Origin of the sequence: Streptomyces sp. NPDC057565 (genome assembly GCF_042801455.1) — a bacterium.
In the GTDB taxonomy this organism is placed as follows: domain Bacteria; phylum Actinomycetota; class Actinomycetes; order Streptomycetales; family Streptomycetaceae; genus Streptomyces; species Streptomyces yanii.
In genome coordinates this window covers 262,425-286,416 of record NZ_JBHVFU010000008.1, presented here as the reverse complement: position 1 = coordinate 286,416, position 23,992 = coordinate 262,425, and the positions used below count along the sequence as shown (strand labels likewise).

Genomic DNA, 23,992 nt, shown 5'->3' with positions numbered 1-23,992 from the left:
ACAACCCCAGGCCCTTCGTCTGGACGAAGACCGCCGACGAGATCTTCGAACGCCTCACCGGATATCTAAACCGAATCAAAGACTCAGGACACTAGTGTGGCAGCACTGATCGAGAAGCCCGTCGGAAGCGGGCTGTCCGGATGTGAAAGGGGCGGGCCGGTGCGGCGCTGGGAGTACGTCGAGGGGACTGCGTCCAAGTTCTGGGAGACCGGGGCCGACGGCGGCGTGGTGACGGTGCGGTACGGGCGGGTCGGCAGCGACGGACGGACGCAGACCAAGGAGTTCGCGTCGGCGGACGCCGCGCAGGAACAGCTGCGCAGGACGATCGCGGAGAAGGAACGCAAGGGGTACCGCGAGGTGGGCGGGGCGGCATCAGCGGTGAGCCCGGCCCCGGTGGTCGCCGAAGGCGCTGTGTCGGACGGGACTCCGGGCGCCCTTCCCGACGAGGACACCTTCGAGCTGCCGGCCGTCTGGCGGCGCCATCTCCACCCGAGGCGCGGGGGTGTGCGGCGCGCGACGGCCAGGATCGCGCAGGACACGCTGGACTCGGTGGAGCTCAGGCTCTCCGAGGACCGCGAGTGGATCGCCGAATTCCTGGCGGCTCCCCGCAGCGACGACCGGCTTGTCGAGGCCACCCGAGCACATCTGGCGGGCAGCCCCGATCCGGTCGGTGCGGCGGTCCTCGCCTCGGTGGTCGGCCTTCACCCGCTGACGTACGCGGCGTGGGCGGACCACTGGGTCCATGAGTACGGGCTGCCGTTCGCCGCCCGGGCGGTGGTGGAGCTGTTCATGGTCGAGGCGCACCGGACCCAGGAAGGCAGGCGCCGGTACGACCCGTGGCTGGAATCGCTGACGGCCCGTCGCGGCGGTTACTGGTCGGGGGCGCGACGACCGGCCGCCGACCGGGTCCGCGCGCTCCTCGCCACCACCGACGAGGAGACCTACGGGGTCGCGGTCGCCGCGCTCGGCGGCTGCCGCGACGAGGTGGTGCGCCGGATCGTCGTGTCGTACCTGGTGCCGAGCGAGACGGAGTGGGTGGCCGAGCTCTGCGCCGACCCGCAGGTGACCGGCGAGAGCGACGGCACCCTGCGCTCCATGGTGTTCTGTTCGCTCAACGCTCCCGAGCAGGTCGGCGAACTGGGCAGGCACGTCGGCTACACCTGGTCGGCCGCAACGGTCGGCACGGTCGCCGAGGGCATCGGAACGGCGGTCGCGCCGCTGCTGGCCGTCCGTCTGAGCGACAACTACTCCGTGGACTACGTGAAGTTCCTCGCGAACGCGCTGGTGGAACTCCCGTCGGACGAGGCGTTCGGCTTTCTCCTTGCCCACTCGGACGCGAAGCACGTCCGGGCCGCGCTGTTCAGGGCGGCGCACCGCTATCCGGTCCGCGCTCTGCGACTGCTCGCCGCGGCCGTGCGGGACGGTTCGGCTCCGGGGTCCGCCGAGTCGACCGGGCTGCTGCTCGCGGGTCACATCGGCGCCCACCGCGACGTGGTGACGACGGTGCTTGCGACGCTCGACCCCGACCTTGTCGCGGTGATCGATCCGCTGCTCAACCCGGTCGGCCGGGTCGCCGACGTCGCTTCGGACACGCTGCCGGAGCTGCTGGTCTCCCCGCCGTGGTCCCGGCCGCGCAAGCGCACCACCGCCACGGTGATCAGCGGGCTGACGGCCGAGGCGGAGCCGACCGTGTCCTGGCTTCCGGGAGAGAAGGAGGAGTGGGCCACCTGCCGCTCCTGGTACAACCGCGAGCACGGGCAGGAGGACGCGCCGTACTGGGAGAAGCAGGTCGCTGTGTACGAGGCGACGGACGCGCTGACCAGCCTCGAGCCCGCCTGGGTGTTCCTGCACGGCCCGGAGGAGCAAGTCAGGCCCTGGCTCGACAAGTGGGCACCGGACGATCTGTGGGACGTCGAGGAGACGCTGAAGCCGGTCGCCGCCCGCTTCGGACTCGACATGCTTCCGGTGCTGCTCCGCGCGGCGCCCCATCAGCCGAGCTCCATCGCCCCGCTGCTCCTGCCGTATGTGGATGTCGCGGTCGCCCGGCACATGGCGGACTGGTCGGCACGGCTCAAGTCGACTGCGGCGACCGCCCGTTCATGGTTCACCCGGCACGGCGCCACGGCTGCCGCCCACCTGGTGCCGGACGCGGTCGGCAAGGCGGGACCCTCCCGTCGCGCCGCCGAGCAGGCGCTGGTGCAGATCGCCGCGGTCCACGGGGACGCGGTGGTGCACGACGCCGCCGCAGGGTACGGCGCGGCAGCCGCGGCCGTGGTCGACGAGCTGCTGGCGGCCGATCCGCTGGAGCGGGCGCTGCCCGCCAGGTTGCCGGTCGTCCCCGAATGGGCGGAGGCCGCTCTGCTGCCGCAGATCCTGGTCAGGGGCGGCGGCGCTCTGCCGGAGGAGTCGGTCCGGAATGCCCTGATGATGCTGGCACTGTCCAAGCCGGGGGAGACCTATCCGGGCGTTGCCGCCCTCATGGAGACGGCGGATCCGGAGTCGCTCGCCGCCTTCGCCTGGGCGCTGTTCGAGCAGTGGCGGCTGGCCGGAATGCCGGCCAAGGAGTCCTGGACGCTGCAGGCGCTCGGGCTGCTCGGTGACGACGGGACGGTGCGTCGGCTCACGCCGGTCATCCGCGCCTGGCCCGGCGAGGGCGCACACCACCGGGCGGTCGAGGGTCTCGACGTGCTCGCCGCCATCGGCACGGATGTGGCACTGCTGCATCTGCACGGCATCTCGCAGCGGGTGAAGTTCAAGGCGTTGAAGGTCCGGGCCCAGGAGAAGATAGCCGAGGTCGCCTCGGGGCTGGGGCTGACCGGCGAGCAGCTCTCCGACCGGCTGGTGCCGGACCTCGGACTGGACGCCGAGGGCTCCACGGTCGTGGACTACGGCACCCGCCGATTCACCGTCGCGTTCGACGAACAGCTGCGGCCCTATGTGCTGGACGACGACGGCAAGCGCCGCAAGGATCTTCCGATGCCGGGTGCGCGGGACGACGCGGAGCTGGCCCCGGCCGAGCGCAAGCGGTTCATGGCGCTGAAGAAGGATGTGCGGACGATCGCTTCCGACCAGGTGCGGCGCCTGGAGGCGGCGATGGTCGCACGGCGCTCCTGGACGATGGCCGAGTTCCGGGAGCTGTTCCTGCAGCATCCGCTGCTCTGGCATCTGGTGCGCCGACTGGTGTGGCTGAGCGAGACCGACGGAGTGACCACCGCGTTCCGGGTGGCTGAAGACCGTACCTTCGCGGATGTCGAGGACGACACCTTCGAGCCGGCCGACGGGGCGACGGTACGGATCGCGCACCCACTGGCGCTGGGCGAACGGCTGGACGACTGGTCCGAGGTGTTCGCGGACTACGAGATCCTGCAGCCGTTCCCACAGTTGGGACGCGCCGTGTTCCGGCTGACGGACGAAGAGGCCGATGGCCACCGGCTGACCCGGTTCGAGGGACTCAAAGTGCCGACCGGCAAGGTGCTCGGGCTGGAGCGACGCGGCTGGGAGCGGGGGACGCCGCAGGACGCCGGGGTCGAGCGGTGGATCTCCAAGCGGCTCGCGGACAACGTGTACCTGGTGATCGCCCTGGACGACGGGATCGCGGTCGGAGTCGTCGACATGTTCCCGGACCAGACCCTCGAAACGGTGTGGCTCGACGATCACCCCAGCGACCACTTCCCCCGCCGCTCCTATCCGCTGCGGTTCGCCGGGCTCGACACGGTGACCGTCTCCGAACTCCTCGCCGACCTGACGGAGCTGACCGAGGGAGTCGCGTCGTGACCGCGCAGACGACGGACGAGGTGTCGGGGCCCTCCGTGCAGCGGCCCCCGGCCGAGGTCAGGTACGCGGCGGAGCTGGACACGCTGCGCGCCGGCGACCGCGATCCACGGCCGCCGGGCTGGGAGCTGAGCCTGCGGGCGGCCCGCCGCTTCATCATCGGTGACACGGACGCGGGCATCAGCCGGAAGTTCGTCGGCAACCCGTCGCTCGTCGACCGGGCGCTGGTGACCCTGGCGACAAGCCGGGGCCTGATGCTGGTGGGCGAGCCGGGTACCGCCAAGTCGCTTCTCTCCGAGTTGATCGCCGCCGCGGTCAGCGGGGACTCGACGCTGACGGTGCAGGGTGGCGCCGCCACCACCGAGGACCAGATCAAGTACGGCTGGAACTACGCGCTGCTGGTCGCCGAGGGACCTTCGACGCGGTCGCTCGTCCCGGCGCCGATGCTGCGCGGAATGGCGGAGGGCCGGCTCGTACGGTTCGAGGAGATCACCCGTTGCCCGCTGGAGGTGCAGGACTCGCTGCTCTCGCTGCTCTCCGAACGGGTGGTGGCGATCCCGGAGCTGACCGGGCCGGACGGCATGGTCTTCGCCCGGCAGGGGTTCAACGTGATCGCGACGGCCAACACCCGGGACCGGGGCGTCAACGAGATGAGCGCGGCGCTCAAGCGGCGATTCAACTTCGAGACGGTGTTCCCGATCCCCGACCTGGACACCGAGCTGGCGCTCGTCGAGGCCGAGGTGAGCACGCTGCTGCGGCGCTCGGGCGTGGAGCCGCCGCCGGACCGGGATGTGCTGGAGGTGCTGGTCGGTACGTTCCGCGAGCTGCGCGCGGGCGCCGGGGCAGGCGGTTCCGACGGCTCGGGGACGGGCTCGGACCGGCCCTCGGCGGTGATGAGCACGGCGGAAGCGGTCTCGGTCGCCCATGCGGTCGGCGTACGCGGCTGGTTCCTGCGCGGCGAACCGGGCAGCGCGGCCGATGTCGTGGCCTGCCTGGCCGGTACGGCGGCCAAGGACAGCCCGGAGGACCTGGCACGGCTGCGCCGCTACCTGGAACAGCACGTGCCGCGCCGCCGCGGCCCGCAGTGGCAGGCCCTCTACGACGCGCGCCACCTGCTGGCCGACTGATGTCCGCCGTCTTCCTGGGGGTGCGCCACCACTCCCCCGCCTGCGCCCGGCTCGTCGAGCGGACCATCGAGGAGCTTCGCCCCGCCCACGTCCTGGTGGAGGGCCCGGCCGAGATGAACGCCCGGCTGGACGAACTGCTGCTCGGACACGAGCTGCCGGTCGCGGTGTTCAGCCACTACCGCGACGGGCAGCGGGCCGCTACGTCCTGGGCCCCGCTGTGCGACTACTCGCCCGAGTGGGTCGCACTGCGGGCGGGCCGGGCCGCCGGGGCGGAGGTCCGTTTCATCGACCTGCCGGCCTGGCATCCGGCGTTCGCGGAGCGCACCAACCGGTACGCCGACGCGGAGGTCCGGTACGCGGAGGCGACCGAGCGGCTCTGCCGTCATTTCGCGGTGGACTCCTCGGACGCGCTCTGGGACCGGCTGTTCGAGGTGGAGCCGGACGACGGTCTCGCCGCGCGTCTCGATGCGTACTTCGCGCTGGTACGCGGGGACGCGGAGGCGGATGCGGGCGACCGGGCGCGGGAGGCGTACATGGCGGCGTGGGTGCGGGCCGCGGTCGCTGTCGCCGGGCAAGGGCCGGTGCTGGTGGTGACCGGTGGCTTCCACCAGCCGGCGCTGCGGGCCCTGGCGTCATCCGGCGGGGACCGCGGGAGCGCCGCGCACGGTTGGGCGCTCGGGGCCGACGGGTGGCCGGAGGTGCCCGCTCCGCCGGAGGAGGCGCAGGCCGGGAGCTTCCTCGTGCCGTACTCGTTCCGGCAGTTGGACGCGTTCTCCGGGTATCAGTCGGGCATGCCGTCGCCCGGCTACTACCAGCAGGTGTGGGAGTCGGGTCCCCGGGCGGCCGCCGACGCATTGCTGCGGGTGGTCGTCGAGCGGCTGCGGGCCCGGAAGTTCCCGGTTTCCACCGCCGATCTGATCGCGGCCCGCAGTCTGGCCGAGGGCCTCACGACGCTGCGCGGCCATCCACGGCCCGCCAGGATCGATGTGCTGGACGGCCTCGCGGGCGCCCTGATCACGGACGACCTGGACCGACCGCTGCCATGGACGACCCGGGGCACGCTGACGACGGGCGACCACCCCGCCGTCGTCGAGATGGTCGCGGCCTGCAGCGGAGACCGCGTGGGGCGGCTGCATCCCGCCACCCCGGCACCGCCGTTGGTGCACGATGTGGCGGCGCAGCTCGGCCGACTCGGCCTCGACGGCGGAAGCTCCTCGTACCGCCTCGACCTCACCGACGCCGCCGATCTGGAGCGGAGCCGGGTACTGCACCGGCTGCGGGTGCTGGGAATCCCGGGCCACGGTCGGACCGCCGGTCCCGAGCACGGCATCGACCCGGTGTTCACCGAGCGGTGGGAGCCTCGGCCGTCACAGGGGCGGGAGGCCGCGCTGGTCGAGGCGGGGGCCTACGGGGCGAGCCTGGCGGAGGCGGCAGCGGCCGCGCTCACCGAGCGGACCCAGGGCGTTGCCGCCGGGGCCGACGCACTGGCCGAGGTGCTGTTCGACGCCGTGCTGTGCGGGGTGGGCACGCTGTCGGAGCAGTTGCTCACCGAACTGGTGGCGCGAACCGGCGAGCTGAAGGCCGTCGGGCCGCTCGGCGACGTACTCGCCACGACTCTGGGGCTGTGGCGGCACGACCGGGTGTTCGGGGTGGCGCGCGGTCCGCTGCTCGCCGCTGTGATCGATAGGGCGACGGAGCGGCTGCTGTGGCTCCTGGAGGGCGCGCGCGGCGGGTCGGGTGTGGACCTCCCCCGGCTGCGGGCCGTGGTGGCTGTGCGGGATGCGGTGCTGCACGCGCAGGAGTTGCTTGCGGTGTCCCGGCCGGCCGTGGCCGGGATCGCGCTGCGGATGAGCCGTGACGCGGATGCGCCGATCGATCTGCGGGGCGCCGCTTTCGGGATGCACCGGGTGCTGGGGGGCTCGTCGGGGGTGTCCGGGGATCGCGCCGCGGCGGTGCGTGCGGTGGCGGCGGCCGGTACGGATGCGCTCGGCGACTGGCTGGCCGGACTGTTCGCCCTCGCCCGCGACGAGGTGACGGGGGAGGCGGAGGGCGGCGGGGACCGGTCGGGCGCGGAGTCTCTCGTCGATGTGCTGGACAGCGTCGTCTGTGCGTTGCCCGACCGTGACTTCCTGTCGGGTCTGCCCGCTCTGCGTCAGGCGTTCGCGTTCTTCCCGCCGCGCGAACGCGAACGGATCGCCGGGCAGTTGCTGCGGCGGCGCGGGGTACGCGGCTCGTCGCGCACGCTGCTGCGGACCACCGCGGACCCGCTGGTGATCGCCCGCGCCGGCGCCCTGGAGGAGAACGTGTCCCGACTGCTGTCCCGTTACGGCCTGGGAGCCGCACCATGACCACGACGCCCGACCCGATGACGCACACGACCGCCCAGGATCCCTGCGGGGTTCCCGACCCGGGACTGGAACGCTGGCGGCTGATCCTCGGCTCCGCAGCCGAACGGCACACCGGCCCGCTGGGGCCGGGTCATGCCGACCGGGATGCCGCGCTCGACTGGCTCTACGGCCGGGACCCCGACCTCGCCAGGCGCGGTGTACGCCGGTCGGGGACGGCCGCCCGCCGCACGGGCGGGGACGGCCCCTCGCCGGTGACCGCGATCGACTGGCTCGACGACATCCACCGGCTCTTCCCGAAGGAGACCATCGAGCGCCTGGAGCGGGACGCCGTCGAGAGGTACGGCATCCAGGAGATCGTCACCGACCCGGCGGTCCTGGAGCGCGTCGAGCCGAGCCCGACCCTGCTGCGGGCGGTGCTGCGCACCAAGCATCTGATGAACCCGCAGGTGCTGCGGCTGGCCCGGCGCATCGTCGAGTCGGTCGTCAAGCAGCTGTTGGCCAAGCTGCAGCCGGAGATTCGCCGGGCGTTCCACGGCACCCGCTCCCGGCAGCCGAGCCGGGTGCCGCTTGCCAGGGACTTCGACTTCCGGCGGACCGTACGGGCCAACCTCGCCCACTACCAGCCGACGGAACGGCGCCTTCTGATCGAGCGGGCGCACTTCCATTCCCGTACCCAACGCCATCTGACGCAATGGCAGTTGATTCTGCTGGTCGACCAGTCGGGCTCGATGGTCGGATCGGTGATCCACTCGGCGGTGACCGCCGCCTGCCTGTGGGGGCTGCCCGGTCTCAAGACGCACCTGGTCGCGTTCGACAGCAATGTGGTGGATCTGACCTCCGATGTGACCGACCCGGTGGAATTGCTGATGCGGGTCCAGCTCGGCGGCGGCACGGACATCGCACGGGCCGTGCAGTACGGCGCGGGTCTGGTGGAGAACCCGCGTCGCACGATCGTCGCCCTGATCACCGACTTCTACGAGGGCGGCGACTCCTACCGGCTGGTGCGCACGGTGCGCGGGCTGGTGGAACAGGGCAGCACGGTACTCGGCCTGGCCGCGCTGGACGAGGACGCGAATCCCGACTACGACCGCGAACTGGCCGGCCGACTCGCCGAGGCGGGGGCGCACATCGGCGCGATGACACCGGGCCGACTGGCCGAGTTCGTCGCCGAGAGGCTGGGCCGATGACCCGGACGAGCACCGACGCAGGGTCCGGGATGAGCACCGGGACGACGGCGGAGGCAAGCACCGATACATCCAGCGTGTCCGCACCCCGTGCCGACCTGCTGGCCCTCACCCCGGACACGCTCGCCGCGCTCGCCAATCGTGGCCTGGTCAAGCGCGCCACGAAGGAACTGGACGCGGGCACGGCGCCCGCCCTCACCACCGGGCCCGACACCACCGTGAGCGCTCGCTTCGACGACGGCACCACAGCAGTCCTGCCGCCCGGCGCCGGTCTGGGCGACGGCAGCTGCAGCTGCGCCGCACCCGGCGTGTGCCGCCACCTCATCGGCCTCGTCCTCGCCTATCAGCGCCATGCCGAGACCGACGCGGACGCCTGCCCCTCCCCTGTCAGTGACTGGTCGCCCGGCAGCGTCTGCGACCGCGCCCTGACCGAGGCTCTCGGTGCCCGGGCACTCACCGCGGCCCGTCGCACGTTCGACCGCGGCTACGGCGCCCTGGTGCACCGCCCCACTGCTGACCGCCCCGGTCCGTGGGTGGAACTGCCCACCTGCACGGTGCGGTTCCCGGTGCCCGGCGAGATCGCGTACGCGCTGACGGACGCGTCCGCCGCGGTGCGGGACGAGATGGTGACGCTGGCGGTCTGGGCGTTCCGGGCCGCCGACGAAGCGGGGACCGAGGACCGTTCCGCCCCTGTGCAGGTCGGCGGCCGCTCCACCGACACGCACCCCGCGGCCCGGCCCGAACTGAACGCCGTCGCGGCGCTCGCCGACGAACTGCTGCGGGAGGGCGTGGCCCATGCCGGTCCGGTGCTCCGCGCTGCACTGACCCGCGCCGGTGAGGCGATGACCGCTGCGTCCCTGCACTGGCCCGCCGGTGCGGTCGCCGAACTGATCGGCCAGCTCACCGCCTACGCCGACCGCGGTGCCCATTACCGCCCGGAGCTGGTTGCCGCTCTGCTGACCGAGGTTCACGCCCGTCGACGGGCCGCCACGGTCCCCGGCGCCCTCGGCACCCGGGAGACCGGGGACACCCCGCTGCGCCGGGTCCGGCTCACCTCGCTCGGCTGCCGGGTCCGCGGCACGGCCGAAGCACTCGTCGCCGAGGTGTATTTCGCGCACCCCGGCGCAGGCACCGTCCTGGTGCTCCGCAAGGAGTGGACCGCCACCGACGGCCAGGAGCTCACGGGCCACCGGCTCGCCACGCGCCGGGTCCTGTCCACGCCCCTCGCGTCGCTGGCCACCGGAAGCCTGGTCAGCGAGAGCATCCGGCGCACGGCGAGCCGCGCCCTCACCATCACCCGGGGCCGCCTCGGCACCACGAGCATCACCCCGGTCGGCGCGGCCTGGACGGATCTCCCCGAGCCGTTGCTCGTACGGGATCTGTCGGCGCTCGCCGCGGGCTGGGAGGGGCAGCCGCCGCGGCTGATCCGCCCCCGCGTCGAGGCGGAAACCGTCCGGGTGGTCGCCCTTTCCGTGATCGAAAGCGTCGGGTACGACCCCGCGGAACAGCGCCTCGAAGCAGTGGTACGGGACGTCTCGGGGACGTCCGCCCTGCTGACGTCCGCCTACCGGCCGGAGTGCCCCGGCGCCCTGGACGCCCTGGCCGATGCGCTGGAGAGCGGAGCCACGCACGTCAGTGGTTCGGTGCACCGCGCCGGCGGCGGGATCCGGATCGACCCGATCGCGGTGCTCACCCCGGCCGGGGTGACGGTGCCCGATCTGGCCCGTGGTGACGGGTCCACGGCCCTGGCAGCGGCCGCGCACCGGGTACCCGATCCGCTGACCGAGGCGCTGGACGAGGCGATATCCGCTCTTGCCGCCGCGGCCCACAACGGGCTGCTCCGTCCGACGGCACCGGCCAGGTCCCGTATCGACGCGGCGGCGACCGCCCTGTCACGGACCGGGCTGTCCCGAGCGGCGGCACTGCTGCGGGCGTTCCTGAACACCCTGGACCAGCAGCCGGAGAACGGGCGCACCGACGCCTGGCTGGAGGCTCAGCTCCACCTCCTGATCAGCAGCGAACTCCGGGCCGCCGAAGGCTGATGACGCTCCGGGCTCGGCCCCGTTCTCCCGGGGCGACGGCCGGAGATCCGTACGGCATGCGGGTGCGGGAGCATGTCAACTCCACTCTCGCCCAAGCCGCCGGAGCGGCCCGTGCCCACGTCGGCGGGCGGTTCACCTGTGCCTCAGCCTCCGGGAGTGCGCCGACGGGCGCCCGTTCGACCGCGGCGGTACCGATGCCCACCGGGCCGCCAGCACCGCGGACACCTCCCGGTCCGGGCCGCACGCGCGCCTCGCGTCGCGGTGACCGACCACGCAGCCTGTGCGAACCGCGCCCGGGTGAGCGCGGCGGCCCGGCGGGGGCACGCCGGGCCCGGCCGAGCACGGCCCTGACCGCCTGTGCCGCGACCGGAGGCCGGCGCCTCTGCTGAGTTCCGTCACGACAGCCGGTCTGCGTGCCGCCCGCTCGGTCCACGCAGACATGCGCGGGACACGGGTCCGGTATGCCGTGGCACAGGGCGAACCGGGCCGGCAGGCACGACGGCCGGTCCGGCCCCGCCCTGGTTCGGCGGGGCCGGCCGTTGCGTCACCGGGACGCCATCCCGTCAGGCGCCTTGCTGGGCGCCGGGGCAAAGCCGGTGGGACGGGTGGTGAAAGTCCCCCGGCCCTGGGTCCGGCTGCGCAACCGGGTCGCGTAGCCGAACAGCTCGGCCAGCGGCACGGTCGCGGTGATCACCGCCGTGCCCGCCCGTGCGACCGAACCCGAGACCCGACCGCGCCGTGCCGCCAGGTCGCCGAGCACCCCGCCCACGGCGTCGTCGGGCACGGTGACCGTGACCTCGACCACCGGTTCCAGCAGCACCATGACACCGGCGCGCAGGGCCTCCCGAAGTGCGAGCCGGCCGGCCGTCCGGAACGCCATCTCCGAGGAGTCCTTCGCATGCGTGGCTCCGTCGGTCAGCGTGACCCGCAGCCCGGTCACCGGGTGACCGCCGAGAGGCCCCTCGGCAAGAGCATCCCGGCAGCCGGCCTCCACCGCCCGGACGAACTCCTGCGGCACCCTGCCACCGACGACAGTCGACCGGAACACGAAGTCCACAGCGCTGCCGGTGCCGTTGTCACCGGACGTGCCCGGGGTGGACTCCAACGGCTCCGTGTCGAGGACGACATGGGCGAACTGGCCGGCGCCTCCGTCCTGCTTGACATGCCGGTACACCAGCCCCGACACACCGCGCGCGACGGTCTCCCGGTAGGCCACCCTCGGCCGACCGATGCCGACATCCAGTCCATGGGCGCGCCGGATCTTCTCCACCGCCACCTCCAGATGCAATTCGCCCATCCCCGACAGGACCGTCTGGCCCGTCTCGCGATCGGTCCTGACCGCAAGCGAGGGATCCTCCTCGACCAGCCGCGCCAGCGCCGACGCCAACCGGTCCGTATCGGTGCGCCTGCGGGCCTCGACCGCCACGGAGACCACTGGTTCGGCGACGGTCGGCGGTTCGAGGAGCAGAGGAGCTGCGGGTACACACAGCGTGGCCCCGGCTCGGGCCGACTTCAGCCCGACCACCGCGACGATGTCCCCGGCCACCGCCCGGTCCGTCTCCGCGTGGCGGTCGGCCTGGACCCGCAGAATCCGGCCGATCCGCTCGGTGCGCCGCGCGCCGACGTCCAGCACCGCATCTCCTCTCTCGATCGTTCCGGAATACACACGCAGGTACGTCAGCCGCCCCGTGGCGGTCGAATTCACCTTGAACACCAGCGCCGCGAACGGCGCCTCCGGGTCTGCGGCCCGCTCCTGCGGCTCGCCGCCCCGGGTGCCGCGTACCGCCGGCACGTCCAGCGGCGAGGGCAGATAGGCCACTGCCGCCTCCAGCAGCGGCTCGATCCCGCAGTTGCGGTACGCCGAGCCGCACAACACCACCACGCCCTCACCGGTACGGGTCAGGTCGCGCAGCGCGGATGCCAGAGTCTGCGCGGAGACCGTCGACCGAGCACAGAACTCCTCCAGAGCGCCCGGGTGGAGTTCCGCCACCGCTTCCTCCAGCAGCCGGCGGCGCCGGTGCGCCTCTTCGCGCAGCGCTTCCGGCACCGGGCCCTCCTCGAACGTGTCGCGGGCCCAGGTCAGCGACCGCATGCGCAGCAGATCGACCACCCCCGTGAATCCGTCCTCCGCTCCGATCGGCAACTGGACCACCAGCGGGGCCGGATGCAACCGCGCCCGGATCGACTCGACCGCCGTGTCGAGGTCGGCACCGGCCCGGTCCAGTTTGTTGACGAAGGCGATGCGCGGCACCCCGTGGCGATCGGCCTGCCGCCACACCGACTCGCTCTGCGGCTCGACCCCGGCGACAGCGTCGAACACCGCAATCGCTCCGTCCAGCACCCGCAGCGAGCGCTCCACCTCGTCGGAGAAGTCGACGTGGCCCGGGGTGTCGATCAGATTGATCCGGTGGCCGTCCCAGGCACAGCTCACCGCAGCGGCGAAGATGGTGATCCCACGGTCGCGTTCCTGGGAATCGAAGTCGGTGACGGTCGTCCCGTCATGGACCTCGCCACGCTTGTACGTGGACCCGGTGACGTACAGGATCCGTTCGGTGATGGTGGTCTTGCCGGCATCGACGTGAGCGAGGATGCCGAGGTTGCGGACGCCGGTCAGCGGGCTTGTGGGATGACGGTTCAGGTTGGTGCGCACGGCCCATGGCCTTTCGGGATGATCCGGAACGGGCAGCGCAATTTCCGGGACGAATGGGCCCGCGGTCAGGCCACGTGGGAACCCCTGATGCGGCGCAGCCTCATCGGAATGTTCCCGACCGGTTGACTCGACACCGGGCTGACAGGGGTCAGGTGTTCGTCACGGACATCCGGTTCCGGCCGCGCAGCCGGCACCGGGCGTACGAAGACACCAGGATCACCTCATACCGTGACCGGGGAACAACAACAGCGGTGCGGTAGCGCACGGCCGGGCTCCCCTCACTCGTCACGGCGCGCGCTGCGTCGGCGTGGTAGCGCGCGATTCCCGGTCAGTGTAGGGAACCGGGATCAGGCGGGAAACCGACTTTCTCCGCACGGAGTTCGACGCGTGTGCGCGCTCGTCGTCGTACGCACCAGGAGGAGGTGCGGAACGGCGACGTCGCTGCGGGTTCCTCGGTACACCGGCCGGGGCACCCGCCCTCCTTCCGCGGCCGACAGCCGGCTCCGCCTTCGGGTACGGAATACCCGAAGGCGGGGGCCAGGAGGCAGGGGCCGGGCGCTCAAGGACGGTTCAGGTAGGCGAGTCCGGGATGGACCCTCATGTATCCGTCGACCAGCCGACGGGCGACCGAGACCGAGTCGACGAGGGGGTGCAGTGCGAAGGCCTGGACGGCGGTCGCGCGTGAGCCGCTCGCGGCCGCGTCCAGGACGGCGCGTTCGACGGCCTTGACCGCGGTGACCAGTCCGACGGCGTGGTAAGGGAGGGGGTCGACGCTGACGGGACGGGCACCGTTCGCGTCGACGAGGCACGGCACTTCGATGACGGCGTCGGCGTCGAGCACGGAGAGCGTGGAGCGATTACGGACATTGAGGATGAGCGAGGTCCGTTCGTCACGCGCGACGGCCCGCATGAGTGCGAGGGCGACCTGCTCGTACCCGCCGGACTCCAGATCGCTCTCGTCGCGCTCGCCGACCCCGGCGACCTCTCTGTTCTCCGACATATAGGTGGCCTCGCGCTCGGCGCGGGTCCGGTCCCAGGCCGGGAAGGCGGGAGCGGCCGGGTCCTTCATCCGGGCGTAGAAGCCATCCTGTTGATCGCGGAGGAAGGCGCCGCGGGTCTGTTCCGCATCCTGGTAGGCGCGGACGGCTTCCCGGTTGAAGTAGTAGTAGTGCAGGTACTCGTTGGGGATCGCACCGAGTGACTGCAGCCAGTCGGTGCCGAAGAGCTTTCCCTCCTCGAACGAGCCGAGCAGGTGCGGGTCGGCGAGCAGGCGCGGCAGTTCGTCGCGGCCGTCGACGTGCAGCCCGCGTACCCAGCCCAGGTGGTTGAGGCCGGCATAGTCGATCCGGGCCCGCTCGGGGTCGACGCCGAGGGTCCGGGCGATCCGGCGGCCCAGGCCCACCGGGGAGTCGCAGATGCCGATGACCCGGTCGCCGAGGTGACGGGACATCGCCTCCGTGACCAGACCCGCCGGGTTGGTGAAGTTGATGACCCAGGCATGCGGGGCGAGCCGGGCGATGCGCCGGGCGAGGTCGACGGCGACGGGGACGGTGCGCAGTCCGTATGCGATGCCGCCCGCGCCGACCGTCTCCTGCCCGAGCACGCCTTCGTCGAGGGCCACCCTTTCGTCGGCGGCCCGTCCTTCGAGACCACCGACCCGGATCGCGGAGAAGACGAAGTCGGCGCCGCGCAGTGCCTCGTCGAGCTCGGTCGTGGCAAGGACGGCGGGTGCGTCCGGCACCCCTTCGGCCTGATCGGCGAGGACGCGGGCAATGGCGGTGAGCCGGTCGGCGTCCGTGTCGTACAGGGTGACGGCGGTGACACGGCCCTCGGCACGGTCGGCGAGCAGCGCCCCGTACACGAGTGGGACCCGGAATCCGCCGCCGCCCAGAATTGTCAGCTTCACGCTTCCGCATGGTACGGGGGACCTTGTGCCTGCACCGTGCCCGCCACCACGGCAGCACCACGCAGGCCGGTGGCCCGGCGCCAGGGGCCCCGCTCCACCGGCCCGTACGCATGTCGCCCCGCGGACGGCCCGGTCAGGAGCCGCTCCACCACCGTGTCACCGCATGCCACAGCCGCGCCGGTGCGGCGGGCCTGCGCTGCTGCGGGATCCGGTCGGCGGACGCACCATGGGGCGGTGCGTCGGTCCACACCCCGCCTGCAGGGCTCTGCCCGGCCTGCGCGGCCACCCCCGCCGGATCGGGCGCGGGAGTCGTGTGCGGGGCCGGCGACTGCACCTCCCAGTCCTCGCGCGGCGGTGTGCGCCGTGCCATTGACGGCGGCTCGTCGTCGTCCTGCGGCGAGCGTGCCGCGAAGCCGGCCGGCAACTCCAGCAGATGCCGGGACATGATGTTCCCGATCCAGTTCAATTCGCTTTCCTCGACAGCGAGTTCGAGGTCGGGAAGGCGCATCAGCAGGGCGTCGACGCCGGCATCCGCGATCGCCCGTCCGATGTCCTGCCCGGGGCACTCGTGCGGTCCGCCGCTGAACGCCAGGTGCGCGCGGTTGCCCTCCATGTCGGCGGCCGAATCGGGACGAACCACCGGGTCCGTATTGGCCGGTGCGATGCCGACGATCAGCGCGTCGCCCTCCCTGATCCGCTGCCCGCCCAGCTCCGTGTCGCCGACCGCCCAGCGGCCGAAGACCGCGGTGAACGGCGGCTCGTCCCACAGGGTCTGTTCGACCGCCTCCGGCACCGTCATGTGGCCGCCGCTGAGCCTGGCCCGGAACCGTGGGTCGGTGAGGACCATCCGCAGCACGTTGGCGATCAGGTTGGCGGTCGCCTCGTACGCGGCGATGAGGATCAGCCGCAGATGCTCGGTGACCTCGGTGTCGGTCATGCCCGCGGGATGCTCGACGAGCCAGGTGGCGAAGTCGGCGGCGGGTTCGGTCCGGCGGCGTCGGACGAGCCGGTCCAGTGCGGCGACCACGTACGCGTTGCTCGCGACGGCGGTCGCCGTGCCCCGGGTCATGTCGCGGGCGGCCTGCACCATCCGGTCGTTGCACTCCTCGGGCATGCCGAGAATCTCGCACATCACCATCATCGGCAGCCGCTCGGCGAACTGACCGACCAGGTCGACACGGCCGTCCCGGCAGAACTCGTTGACGAGCCGGTTGCTGTAGCGGTTGATGTGGCGGCGGACGCCGCGGTGGTCGATGCGCGCCATGCTGTCGGTGACCGCGCCTCGCTGCCGCTCGTGGGTGGCGCCGTCGGCGAAGACGCACACCGGCTGCCAGGTGAAGATCGGGGCCAGCGGGTGGTCGGGGGCGACGCTGCCGTCCTGCAGGGCCCGCCAGCGCCGGGAGTCGCGGGAGAACTGCGAGGGGGTGCGGGTCATGTGCAGGTTCTCGCTGTGCCCGAGCACCAGCCAGGCGGGTACGTCTCCGTGCAGCAGGATCGGCGCCACCGTGCCGTGTTCGGCGCGCAGCTTGTCGTACAGCCCTGCCGGGTCCCGCTCGGCCTCGGGGCCGTAGAACCGGCGCAGCCCGCCGGGTCCGACGCCCAGCCCGTGGGCCGGGCATTCGGGGGGCGGAACCGGCCCCATGGCCGCTCCGGGCTGGTGATGGAAAGGGGTTGTCACGATCGCTCCAGGGATCAGGCTTCCAAGGATCAGTGCGAATGATCAGACGGCGTGCGAGCAGGGGTGGTCAGGCGAGCGGGACGGCCAGGCTGTGCAGATAGCGCATCAGGGTCATCAGCACATCGCGGCTGGAGCCGCGCAGTCTGGCGTCGCAGTCGATCATCGGCACCTCGTCCGGCAGGTCCAGTGCGCTGCGCAACGCCTCGACGGGGTGCTTCGGGGCGTCCGGGAAGGTGTTGATGGCGACGACGAACGGCACACCGCGTTCTTCCAGGCGTCCGATCACGTCGAAGCTGACCTCGAGACGCCGGGTGTCGATGAGGACGACGGCGCCGAGGGCGCCCTCGAAGAGACCGTTCCACAGGAACCAGAAGCGTTCCTGGCCCGGGGTGCCGAAGAGGTAGAGGATCAGTTCCTCGCTGATGCTGATGCGGCCGAAGTCCATGGCGACCGTGGTGGCGGTCTTGCTCTCCACCCCGAAGTTGTCGTCCACGCCGACCCCGGCCTGGGTCATGGTCTCTTCGGTGGTCAGGGGCCGGATCTCGCTGACGGAACCGACCATGGTCGTCTTGCCGACCCCGAACCCGCCGACGATGACCACCTTCACAGCGGCCGTGGCCGTGGTCGGAAGGATGTCCTCGATCCTGGGGCCGGTGATCGTGTCAGAGTTTCTGAAGTCCATGCATCACCGCTTCGAGAAGGGATCTGTCCGGGAGAGTGGCGCGGGCGATGGGCGCGCGTGATTCGATCAGTTCGCTCGCGAGGAGTTCGGTGAGGAGCGAGGTCACCACGCTGAACGGCAGGCTGAGGTAGGCCGAGATCTCGGCGACGGATAACGGTGCCTGGCAGAGCCGTAGGATCACGGCCTGCTCGGGCTGGACCGTCGGCGTCGGCTGCTCCTTCGCAACGACCATCGTGACCAGGTCGAGCGCCGCTCGCTCGCCACCGTCGGGATCGCCGGTGATGACGTACAGCCGCTCCGGGTCGCTCAGCACCGGATCAGCCTCCCGGCGCTCTCGTCGGGGAGAGCTCATCCGGCCTGCCCGTCATGGCGCGGCGGGCTCGTGAGATGGGCACCGATCCGGACGACCATGTCGCGCATCCGTGCTCCGACGAGTCCCGCGTCCACCGTCTCTCCGGCAAGGACGGCAAGGTACGCACCGGTCCCCGCGGCCATCAAGTAAAAGAATCCGCCGGTGACTTCGATGACGACGAGCCGCATCAGACCGTCGCTGTAAGGGATTTCGGAGGCGACGGCGGCCGCCAGACTCTGCAGCCCGGCACAGGCGGCGGCCAGGCGGTCGGCGACATCGGGGTCGCCACCGTGCCGGGCGATGCGCAGGCCGTCCGCGGAGAGCACGACGATCTGATGGATGTCCGGGACGTCGTCGGCCAGTTCCTTGAGCATCCAGTCCATATTCCCGCGCTGCTGGATCACTTCAGGTCTCCCTTGTCCCACGCGTCATCGGTGTCTTCGCCGGCCTTCGGCTCCTGCGGCACGCCGTTGACGGCGTTGGTGAAGGCCTCGAGCCAGAGCCCGGGGGGTTGCTCCTTGCCGTTGTCGCTCCCGTTGGCGTGACCGTTGCGCTGTCCCGAGGGCACAGCGGAGGGCTGCGCGGGGAGGTTGTGCGAGCCCAGCGGTACGCGGCCGCGGCTGCGGCGCTGCGGGAGTCCGCCCGCGGTCCACTCGGTCACCACGGGGGCGTCGTCGCCCATGGCCGCCGACACGGCCACCGGCCGGGAGTCGGAGGCGACCGGTCCGGTGGCCGGGCGGGCTTCCACCGGGAGAGGCTCACGGCGCTTGCTGCGCGGCGGGACGACGTGCTTCATGCCCGCCACGTCGATGTCGCTGGTGGGCCTCGACGTGGCGCCGATGCCGTGGGCGATACCCGGGGCGGGACCGGTGGTGATCATGGCGCGGGGCACGACGAGTACGGCGCGGACGCCGCCGTACGCGGACTGCCGCAGCGAGACCTGGAGGTCGTACATCCGGGAGAGCCGGCCGACGACGGCCATGCCGAGCCGGGGGGACTCGCCGAGGTCGTTCATGTTGGACCCGGCCTGGGCCCGGGCGAGCATGTTCTCGGCCCGCGCACGGGCCTCCTCGCTGAGGCTGACGCCGCCGTCCTCGATCTCGATGGCGATGCCGGTCTGGACCTCGACCGCGGTGACGTGCACGCGGGTCTGCGGCGGCGAGTAGCGGGTGGCGTTGTCGAGGAGTTCGGCGCAGGCGTGGATGAGCGGTTCGACGGCGGTGCCGATGACGGCGACCTGGGCGATCGAGTGCAGGTCGACGCGCGGGTATTCGAGGATCCGGGACATGGCACCGCGCAACACACTGAACAGCGGTACGGGCTTGGGCCATTGACGGCTGGGACGGGCGCCGCCGAGTACCGCGATGGAGTCGGCGAGCCGACCGATCAGCGCGGTTCCGTGGTCGATGCGGAGCAGGTCGTCGAAGACATCGGGGTTTCGCCCGTGGTGCTCCTCCATCTCCCGCAGCTCGCTGGCCTGCCGGTGGACGATCGCCTGGACGCGCCGGGCGACGTTGACGAAGGCGCGCTGCGCGGAGTCGCGCATCGCCTCTTCGTTGTCGATGATCTTCAGCACCGTGTGGACGAGGGCGCGTTGGGCGTCGGGAAGGTCGCGGTAGACCTCGTCGGCGTCGACGATGTCGCGCAGTACCTCGTCGGGCGAGTTGCCCACGCGGAGCCGGTGGATCGCGGCGGGCAGGAGCTCCTTGTTGATCCGGATGGCCTCTTCGTCATGGGTGGCGAGGCGGTGTTCCAGGACGGCCAGGCGGTGCTCGTACTCCGCGCGCTGTCTGCGCATCGCGCGGGCACGACGGGCCAGCGCGACGGTGAGCACGGCGACCACGACGGTGGTGACCGCGCCGCACCAGACGACTGCGCCCCGGGCGGCCCCGGAAACCAGCGCCGCGGCGGCAGCGGTCGCGCCGGCCGTCAGGAGAACGGGGAGCAACGCGGCTCGGGCAAGGGAAATTTCTCGCTGGATCGGCGGTGATTCAACACGAGCCATCTAAGACCTCTGGCGGTTGATTCGGGAGGTATACGCACTTGTAGGGCATGAGGCAACAAGCGCTCGAATTCATATCAACTCGACTTCACTGCGCGTGAGCTTAGTCAGATCGAAACAGTGCTTCGGCACATTCACCCAACCCCCCTGCGCGAGCGTTCCCGCGGTAATACACTCACGAGTTTTTGCACGCACCGCCTCGGACCGTGCGCAAGGAGTGACGATCAGTGATAGCGCCGCAGAAAGAGCGCGCCGACCCGTCCCCGGAGGCCGCCGCCCACGCCCGACGGATGCTGGACTCCACGCCGATGGGACACCGCGGTTCCCCGCAGGACATCGCGCACGGCGCGCTCCACCTCGCCTCCGAAGAGGCCGACTTCGTGACCGGCACCGAACTCGTCGTGGACGGCGACTACACGGCGGTCCGAGCCGTCACCCCCCGGTCATGTCTTCGGGCGCCCACCACGGGATGTACCGCCGGCAGGACCGTCAACCGGCCGCCCGGCGGAACCCGTGCCGACCGGCCCCCGCGCCGCCCCTGACCACCGGTGGCCGCCGCCCACCCGCGCGGAGCGGGGCCCGGTGCATGGTTCAGCGCCGGGCCCCGCCGAGGCGTCCCTCCAGTTGGACCAGCAACTCACTGAGCTGGGAGCTGAGTTCGCCCCGGGTCCGTTCGTCGAGACCGGACAGCACCGTGCGTTCGTACGCCAGTTGCCGGGGCAGCAGCTCGTCGACCAGGGCGCGCCCCTCGTCGGTGAGACGGACGTGCGCGACGCGGCGGTCCCGGGCGTCACTGCGGCGGTCGACCAGGCCGCGCTCCTGGAGGCCCCGGAGGCGTTTGGTGACGGCGGCGCCGGAGGAGAACGTTTCCCTGGCCAGTTCACCGGGGGTGAGTTCACGGTTGGTACGGCGCACCGCGCCGAGCAGGTCGAACTCGGCGCGGCTCAGCCCGGCGGAGCGCAGCGGGGCGTCCTCCGCCTGCTGGAGCAGGGCGGCGCAGCGGTTGATGCGCCCGATGAGTTCCATCGGTCCGGTGTCCAGCTCCGGGTTGACGGCCTGCCACTGCCGTACCACCGAGGCGACGATGTCGTCGGTCACACCGCTCCGTTCTCCTGGGCGGGGACGATCAGCCCCTGCCGTGTTGCTGTCGCCGCGAGCGTACGGTGTCCGGCCTGCTCCGCCGCGAGGACCCGCTCCTCGGGCAGGGCGCGCTGCCACCATTCGCCCGCCGCGGTGTCGCCCGCCTCGCGCAGCTCGACGAGCGATCCCGTCAGCCTGCGGCGAGCGGCGTCGAGCGCGGCGGGTGCGGGTGCCGGGGCGGCCAGGGTCTTTGCGGCGTCGGCGCGGGCCCTGTCGGTGGCGGCAAGGGCCCGCTCCAGGCGCCCGCCGGCCCGGCGGTTGGTGACGGCCATGGCGGCGAGCAGTCCGACGGCGGCGCCGATGACGGTGTCCAGGACCCGGTCGCCGATGAGTTCACCGGCGGGGTGGGTGCCGCCGAACTCGATGACGAGAAGGGCCATCGGGGTCACGGCAATGGAGCCGAGCCAGTAGTTGCGGGTGATCAGTGCCTCGGCGGCGAAGTTGAAGAAGAGGCAGCAGCCGATGAGCGCAAGCGGCCCCGTCCGGGTGACGGGGAGGACGGCGGCGAAGACGAGCACGCCGAGGAGGTTGCCGAGGGTGCGCTGCAGGGCTCGGTTCCAGGAGAGCGTGACGTTGACCTGGTAGAGGGAGGCGGCGGTGACGATCGCCCAGTAGGGGCGGCCGACGCCGAAGGCCATGGAGACGTATCCGGCGAGGGCACAGCCGATGAGGGTACGGGCGGCGATGGGCAGCAGCGGGGAGCCGGGGGCGAGCGCGCGCAGCAGTGCCCGGCGGGCGTCGCGGCGGCTTCCGGTCCGCCGTGCGGCCCGCTCGGCGTCGATCCCGAAGAGCTCCTCGGCGGTGCCGGGGGCGGACAGCGGAGCGGGGACGGGACCGCGGGCCCGGGTCTGCTCCGCCCAGGCACGCAGCCGGTCGGGGTCGGCGGTGCGGGACCCGAGGGCAGCATCGGCAAGGGCGGCTTCGGCGTGCACGAGGAGCCGTTCCAGCGCCCGGCGTACGGGGGTGGGGCGCCCGGCGGCGAGCAGCGTCTGCCAGCCGGCGTGCACGGCGGCTGCCGCGGCGTGCCGGGTGCGGTGTCCCGGGTCGGTGGCGTATGCGGCGGCGGCGTCCAGCGCGCGGGCCGTGGCGCGGCGCTCGGGTCCCTCCCGGCGGATCAGGGCGGGACCGACGGTGACCAGCCAGGCGACCGCGCCCGCCGCCACGGTGAGCGCGAGGTGCCCGGGCACCTGACCCAGGTGCTGCGGGGCGAAGAGGGCGGCCGAGGTGACGAACGTGAAGATCACATGCCCGGGAGGCCCGATGCGGGCGGCGTCGCAGAGCGCCTTCTGCCCGGCCGCGAGGAGTGCGCCGACGGCGATCAGTACGGCCGTCGAGTCGGTGAGCGAGGCCGTGACCAGGGAGATCGCAAAGCCGACGAGCATGCCGAGGACGACTGCGGCGACGGTGCGGGCGCGGCGGGCGTACGGGAGGCTGTGGCCGTACAGCGCACAGAGCGAACCGGCCATCGTGTACATGACGAGGTCGAGCCGGTCGAAGGCGAAGAGCGCCAGGTTCGGCACGGCGGAAGCGACCACCACGCTCAGCGCCGGCTTGAACCACATGTCCGAGGGGCGGGCCAGGCGCAGGGCGGGGGCCAGCGGAAGTCTACGGACGGAGGGCTGCCGGGTTCGCATGGTCGTATCACTCACCCAAACATCTTAACAGGTATTACACCTGTAAAACACTTCTCCCCGACCACGGCCGTCGCCCGGATGGCCCGGCTCCACGGCCGGTCGTAGGTTGCGGGAAGACCCACACACACACGCGCGCGCCCCCGGAAGAGAAACAGAGGGAACGGAATGAAGCTCTCCGAACCGGTGCCCGGCGGCCCCTGCTGGATCGAGCTGAGCACCCCGGACATCCCGGCGGCCACATCGTTCTACACGGCACTCTTCGGCTGGCGGTCCGAGACCGATCCGCGCGAGGAGGCCGGCGGCTACACGATGGCGCACCTCGGTGCTGCGCGCGTCGCCGCCCTCAGCCCGGTCTACCAGCCGGGCCGGCCACCCGCCTGGACGGTTTCGTTCGCCACCGAGGACACGGACGCCACGGTGGAGAAGGTGACATCGGCGGGCGGCTCACTACTGGTCGGCCCGATGGACGTCTTCGACCAGGGGAGATTCGCGGTCGTCGCGGACCCGTCCGGCGCGGTGTTCTCGCTGTGGCAGGGCCGGGCCTTCGCGGGCGTCGAGCTGCTGAACGTTCCGGGCTCGCTCGGCTGGGTCGAACTCGTCACCCGCGAGGCCGATCCCGCACTCGCCTTCTACCCGGCCGTCCTCGGCTGGACGGTCACCGCGTCGAAGTCCTACCCCCAGTGAGGTGTCGACGGCGCCGACTTCGGCGGCCTGCTGGCGAGCGAAGACACACTCCCGCCCGAGGCGCCGCCGAACTGGCTGCCCTATTTCGCGGTGACGGACGTCGACGCGACCACGGCCACCGCGCTGGGCGCGGGCGGTGAACTGATGATGCCACCGAGGACCCTCCCGGGCGGCCGGCAGATCGCGGTGGTCCGCGACCCGCACGGAGCGGCGTTCGGGATCCACCGTGCAGGCGACGGGGACTAAGAGGAACTCAGGGCTACCCCCCAGGCATCCCCGAAGACGTCAGAGGCCGGACGTTCCGGCGCCGAGGGGCTCCTCAGGATGACGGAGCCCCTCGGCCGCGTCCGAGACCCGGCGCAGCAGATCGAAGAAGACAGCCTGTTCCTCGGCCGAGAGCGGACCGAGGAAGACCTGGTTCATCCTGGCCGCCCGCAGGGAGATCCTCCGGTGGGTACGCACCCCGTCCTCGGTGAGCTGCAGCAGGGAGCGGCGGCCGTCCTGCGGGTCGCGGACCTTGTCCAGCAGTCCGCGCCGCGAAAGTCTGCTGATGACCTCGGCGATGGTGGAGCGGTCGAGTCCGACCCGCTCCCCCACCGTGCGCTGATCGAGGCCGGGCTCGGCGATCAGGGCATTCAGCACGGCGAACTGCGGGGAGGTCGTCTCCTCCGAGACCATCGTGTTCCACAGCAGGTAGTGCGCCTGCTGGAGGCGGCGGGCCAGATGCCCGGGGTGCCTGCTCAAGTCAACCGCGGACACAGACATCGCCCTCTCTGCTGCTTCTTCCCTCTC

16 protein-coding genes and 1 pseudogene are annotated in these 23,992 nt (G+C 72.0%); 7 read left to right on the top strand and 10 right to left on the bottom strand.

All coding sequences use genetic code 11. From position 1 onward, the window contains the following. Nucleotides 1–96 precede the first annotated feature (96 nt). From ACFU8W_RS19195 to ACFU8W_RS19175, 5 genes are all read left to right on the top strand, one after another. Entirely contained in the window at nucleotides 97–3,774 is a 3,678-nt protein-coding gene (locus ACFU8W_RS19195; protein ID WP_384038405.1) for a DUF4132 domain-containing protein, read from the top strand. Beyond that, nucleotides 3,771–4,898 carry an AAA family ATPase gene (locus tag ACFU8W_RS19190; protein ID WP_384038402.1) on the top strand — a complete coding sequence of 376 codons (1,128 nt, stop codon included), beginning with the start codon at nucleotides 3,771–3,773 and terminating at the stop codon, nucleotides 4,896–4,898. Before ACFU8W_RS19195 ends, ACFU8W_RS19190 begins: the two co-directional genes overlap by 4 nt. After that, nucleotides 4,898–7,246: a DUF5682 family protein gene (locus tag ACFU8W_RS19185; protein ID WP_384038399.1), complete on the top strand. Its 2,349-nt coding sequence runs from the start codon at nucleotides 4,898–4,900 to the stop codon at nucleotides 7,244–7,246. The genes ACFU8W_RS19190 and ACFU8W_RS19185 overlap by 1 nt, the downstream gene beginning before the upstream one ends. Continuing rightward, a complete protein-coding gene (locus ACFU8W_RS19180; RefSeq protein ID WP_384038396.1) occupies nucleotides 7,243–8,433 on the top strand; it encodes a VWA domain-containing protein in 1,191 nt (396 codons plus the stop codon). Before ACFU8W_RS19185 ends, ACFU8W_RS19180 begins: the two co-directional genes overlap by 4 nt. A 74-nt stretch (nucleotides 8,434–8,507) precedes the next feature. Continuing rightward, a complete protein-coding gene (locus ACFU8W_RS19175) occupies nucleotides 8,508–10,472 on the top strand; it encodes a hypothetical protein (RefSeq protein WP_384038393.1) in 1,965 nt (654 codons plus the stop codon). Between the two features lie 544 nt (nucleotides 10,473–11,016). Here the strand turns inward: ACFU8W_RS19175 and fusA are convergent. The 7 genes from fusA to ACFU8W_RS19140 all read right to left on the bottom strand — a co-directional run bounded on the left by fusA (nucleotide 11,017) and on the right by ACFU8W_RS19140 (nucleotide 19,745). After that, entirely contained in the window at nucleotides 11,017–13,122 is a 2,106-nt protein-coding gene (fusA, locus tag ACFU8W_RS19170; protein WP_384038390.1) for an elongation factor G, read from the bottom strand. Between the two features lie 559 nt (nucleotides 13,123–13,681). Next, a complete protein-coding gene (locus ACFU8W_RS19165) occupies nucleotides 13,682–15,028 on the bottom strand; it encodes a 6-phospho-beta-glucosidase (RefSeq protein WP_384038387.1) in 1,347 nt (448 codons plus the stop codon). A gap of 133 nt (nucleotides 15,029–15,161) precedes the next feature. Beyond that, the gene (locus ACFU8W_RS19160; protein ID WP_384038384.1) at nucleotides 15,162–16,706 is read right to left on the bottom strand and encodes a cytochrome P450; all 1,545 of its coding nucleotides are present in this window, start codon (nucleotides 16,704–16,706) and stop codon (nucleotides 15,162–15,164) included. A gap of 67 nt (nucleotides 16,707–16,773) precedes the next feature. Then, nucleotides 16,774–17,388, bottom strand: coding sequence for an ATP/GTP-binding protein (locus ACFU8W_RS19155; protein ID WP_345511057.1), 615 nt, complete (start codon nucleotides 17,386–17,388; stop codon nucleotides 16,774–16,776). After that, on the bottom strand, nucleotides 17,369–17,740 hold the full coding sequence (locus ACFU8W_RS19150) for a DUF742 domain-containing protein (protein WP_384038381.1): 372 nt from the start codon (nucleotides 17,738–17,740) through the stop codon (nucleotides 17,369–17,371). The genes ACFU8W_RS19155 and ACFU8W_RS19150 overlap by 20 nt, the downstream gene beginning before the upstream one ends. Then, a complete protein-coding gene (locus ACFU8W_RS19145; protein ID WP_037698641.1) occupies nucleotides 17,737–18,144 on the bottom strand; it encodes a roadblock/LC7 domain-containing protein in 408 nt (135 codons plus the stop codon). Before ACFU8W_RS19145 ends, ACFU8W_RS19150 begins: the two co-directional genes overlap by 4 nt. Further along, entirely contained in the window at nucleotides 18,141–19,745 is a 1,605-nt protein-coding gene (locus ACFU8W_RS19140; protein ID WP_384038378.1) for a sensor histidine kinase, read from the bottom strand. Before ACFU8W_RS19140 ends, ACFU8W_RS19145 begins: the two co-directional genes overlap by 4 nt. Nucleotides 19,746–19,969: 224 nt before the next feature. Here ACFU8W_RS19140 and ACFU8W_RS19135 point away from each other — a divergent pair, with 224 nt between their 5' ends. Continuing rightward, nucleotides 19,970–20,284 (top strand): SDR family oxidoreductase, encoded by a 315-nt coding sequence (locus tag ACFU8W_RS19135; protein WP_384038375.1) that lies wholly within the window; start codon nucleotides 19,970–19,972, stop codon nucleotides 20,282–20,284. A gap of 49 nt (nucleotides 20,285–20,333) precedes the next feature. Here the strand turns inward: ACFU8W_RS19135 and ACFU8W_RS19130 are convergent, their stop codons facing one another. Further along, complete coding sequence (locus tag ACFU8W_RS19130) at nucleotides 20,334–20,840, bottom strand: MarR family winged helix-turn-helix transcriptional regulator (RefSeq protein WP_266979247.1); 507 nt, start codon at nucleotides 20,838–20,840, stop codon at nucleotides 20,334–20,336. Beyond that, nucleotides 20,837–22,516: an FUSC family protein gene (locus ACFU8W_RS19125; RefSeq protein ID WP_384038441.1), complete on the bottom strand. Its 1,680-nt coding sequence runs from the start codon at nucleotides 22,514–22,516 to the stop codon at nucleotides 20,837–20,839. Before ACFU8W_RS19125 ends, ACFU8W_RS19130 begins: the two co-directional genes overlap by 4 nt. A gap of 165 nt (nucleotides 22,517–22,681) precedes the next feature. Here ACFU8W_RS19125 and ACFU8W_RS19120 point away from each other — a divergent pair. Continuing rightward, a pseudogene (locus ACFU8W_RS19120) lies at nucleotides 22,682–23,446 on the top strand (VOC family protein). Nucleotides 23,447–23,485: 39 nt separating this feature from the next. On the opposite strand, the gene ACFU8W_RS19115 reads toward ACFU8W_RS19120, so the two are convergent. Next, on the bottom strand, nucleotides 23,486–23,959 hold the full coding sequence (locus ACFU8W_RS19115) for a MarR family winged helix-turn-helix transcriptional regulator (protein WP_384038371.1): 474 nt from the start codon (nucleotides 23,957–23,959) through the stop codon (nucleotides 23,486–23,488). Nucleotides 23,960–23,992 lie beyond the last annotated feature (33 nt).

What these genes read in the sequence shown, in the direction of transcription:
- ACFU8W_RS19125 (WP_384038441.1), bottom strand. Translation starts at nt 22,516, where the DNA reads ATGCGAACCCGGCAGCCCTCCGTCCGTAGACTTCCGCTGGCCCCCGCC.
- ACFU8W_RS19150 (WP_384038381.1), bottom strand. Translation starts at nt 17,740, where the DNA reads ATGAGCTCTCCCCGACGAGAGCGCCGGGAGGCTGATCCGGTGCTGAGC.
- ACFU8W_RS19185 (WP_384038399.1), top strand. Translation starts at nt 4,898, where the DNA reads ATGTCCGCCGTCTTCCTGGGGGTGCGCCACCACTCCCCCGCCTGCGCC.
- ACFU8W_RS19180 (WP_384038396.1), top strand. Translation starts at nt 7,243, where the DNA reads ATGACCACGACGCCCGACCCGATGACGCACACGACCGCCCAGGATCCC.
- ACFU8W_RS19155 (WP_345511057.1), bottom strand. Translation starts at nt 17,388, where the DNA reads ATGGACTTCAGAAACTCTGACACGATCACCGGCCCCAGGATCGAGGAC.
- ACFU8W_RS19140 (WP_384038378.1), bottom strand. Translation starts at nt 19,745, where the DNA reads ATGGCTCGTGTTGAATCACCGCCGATCCAGCGAGAAATTTCCCTTGCC.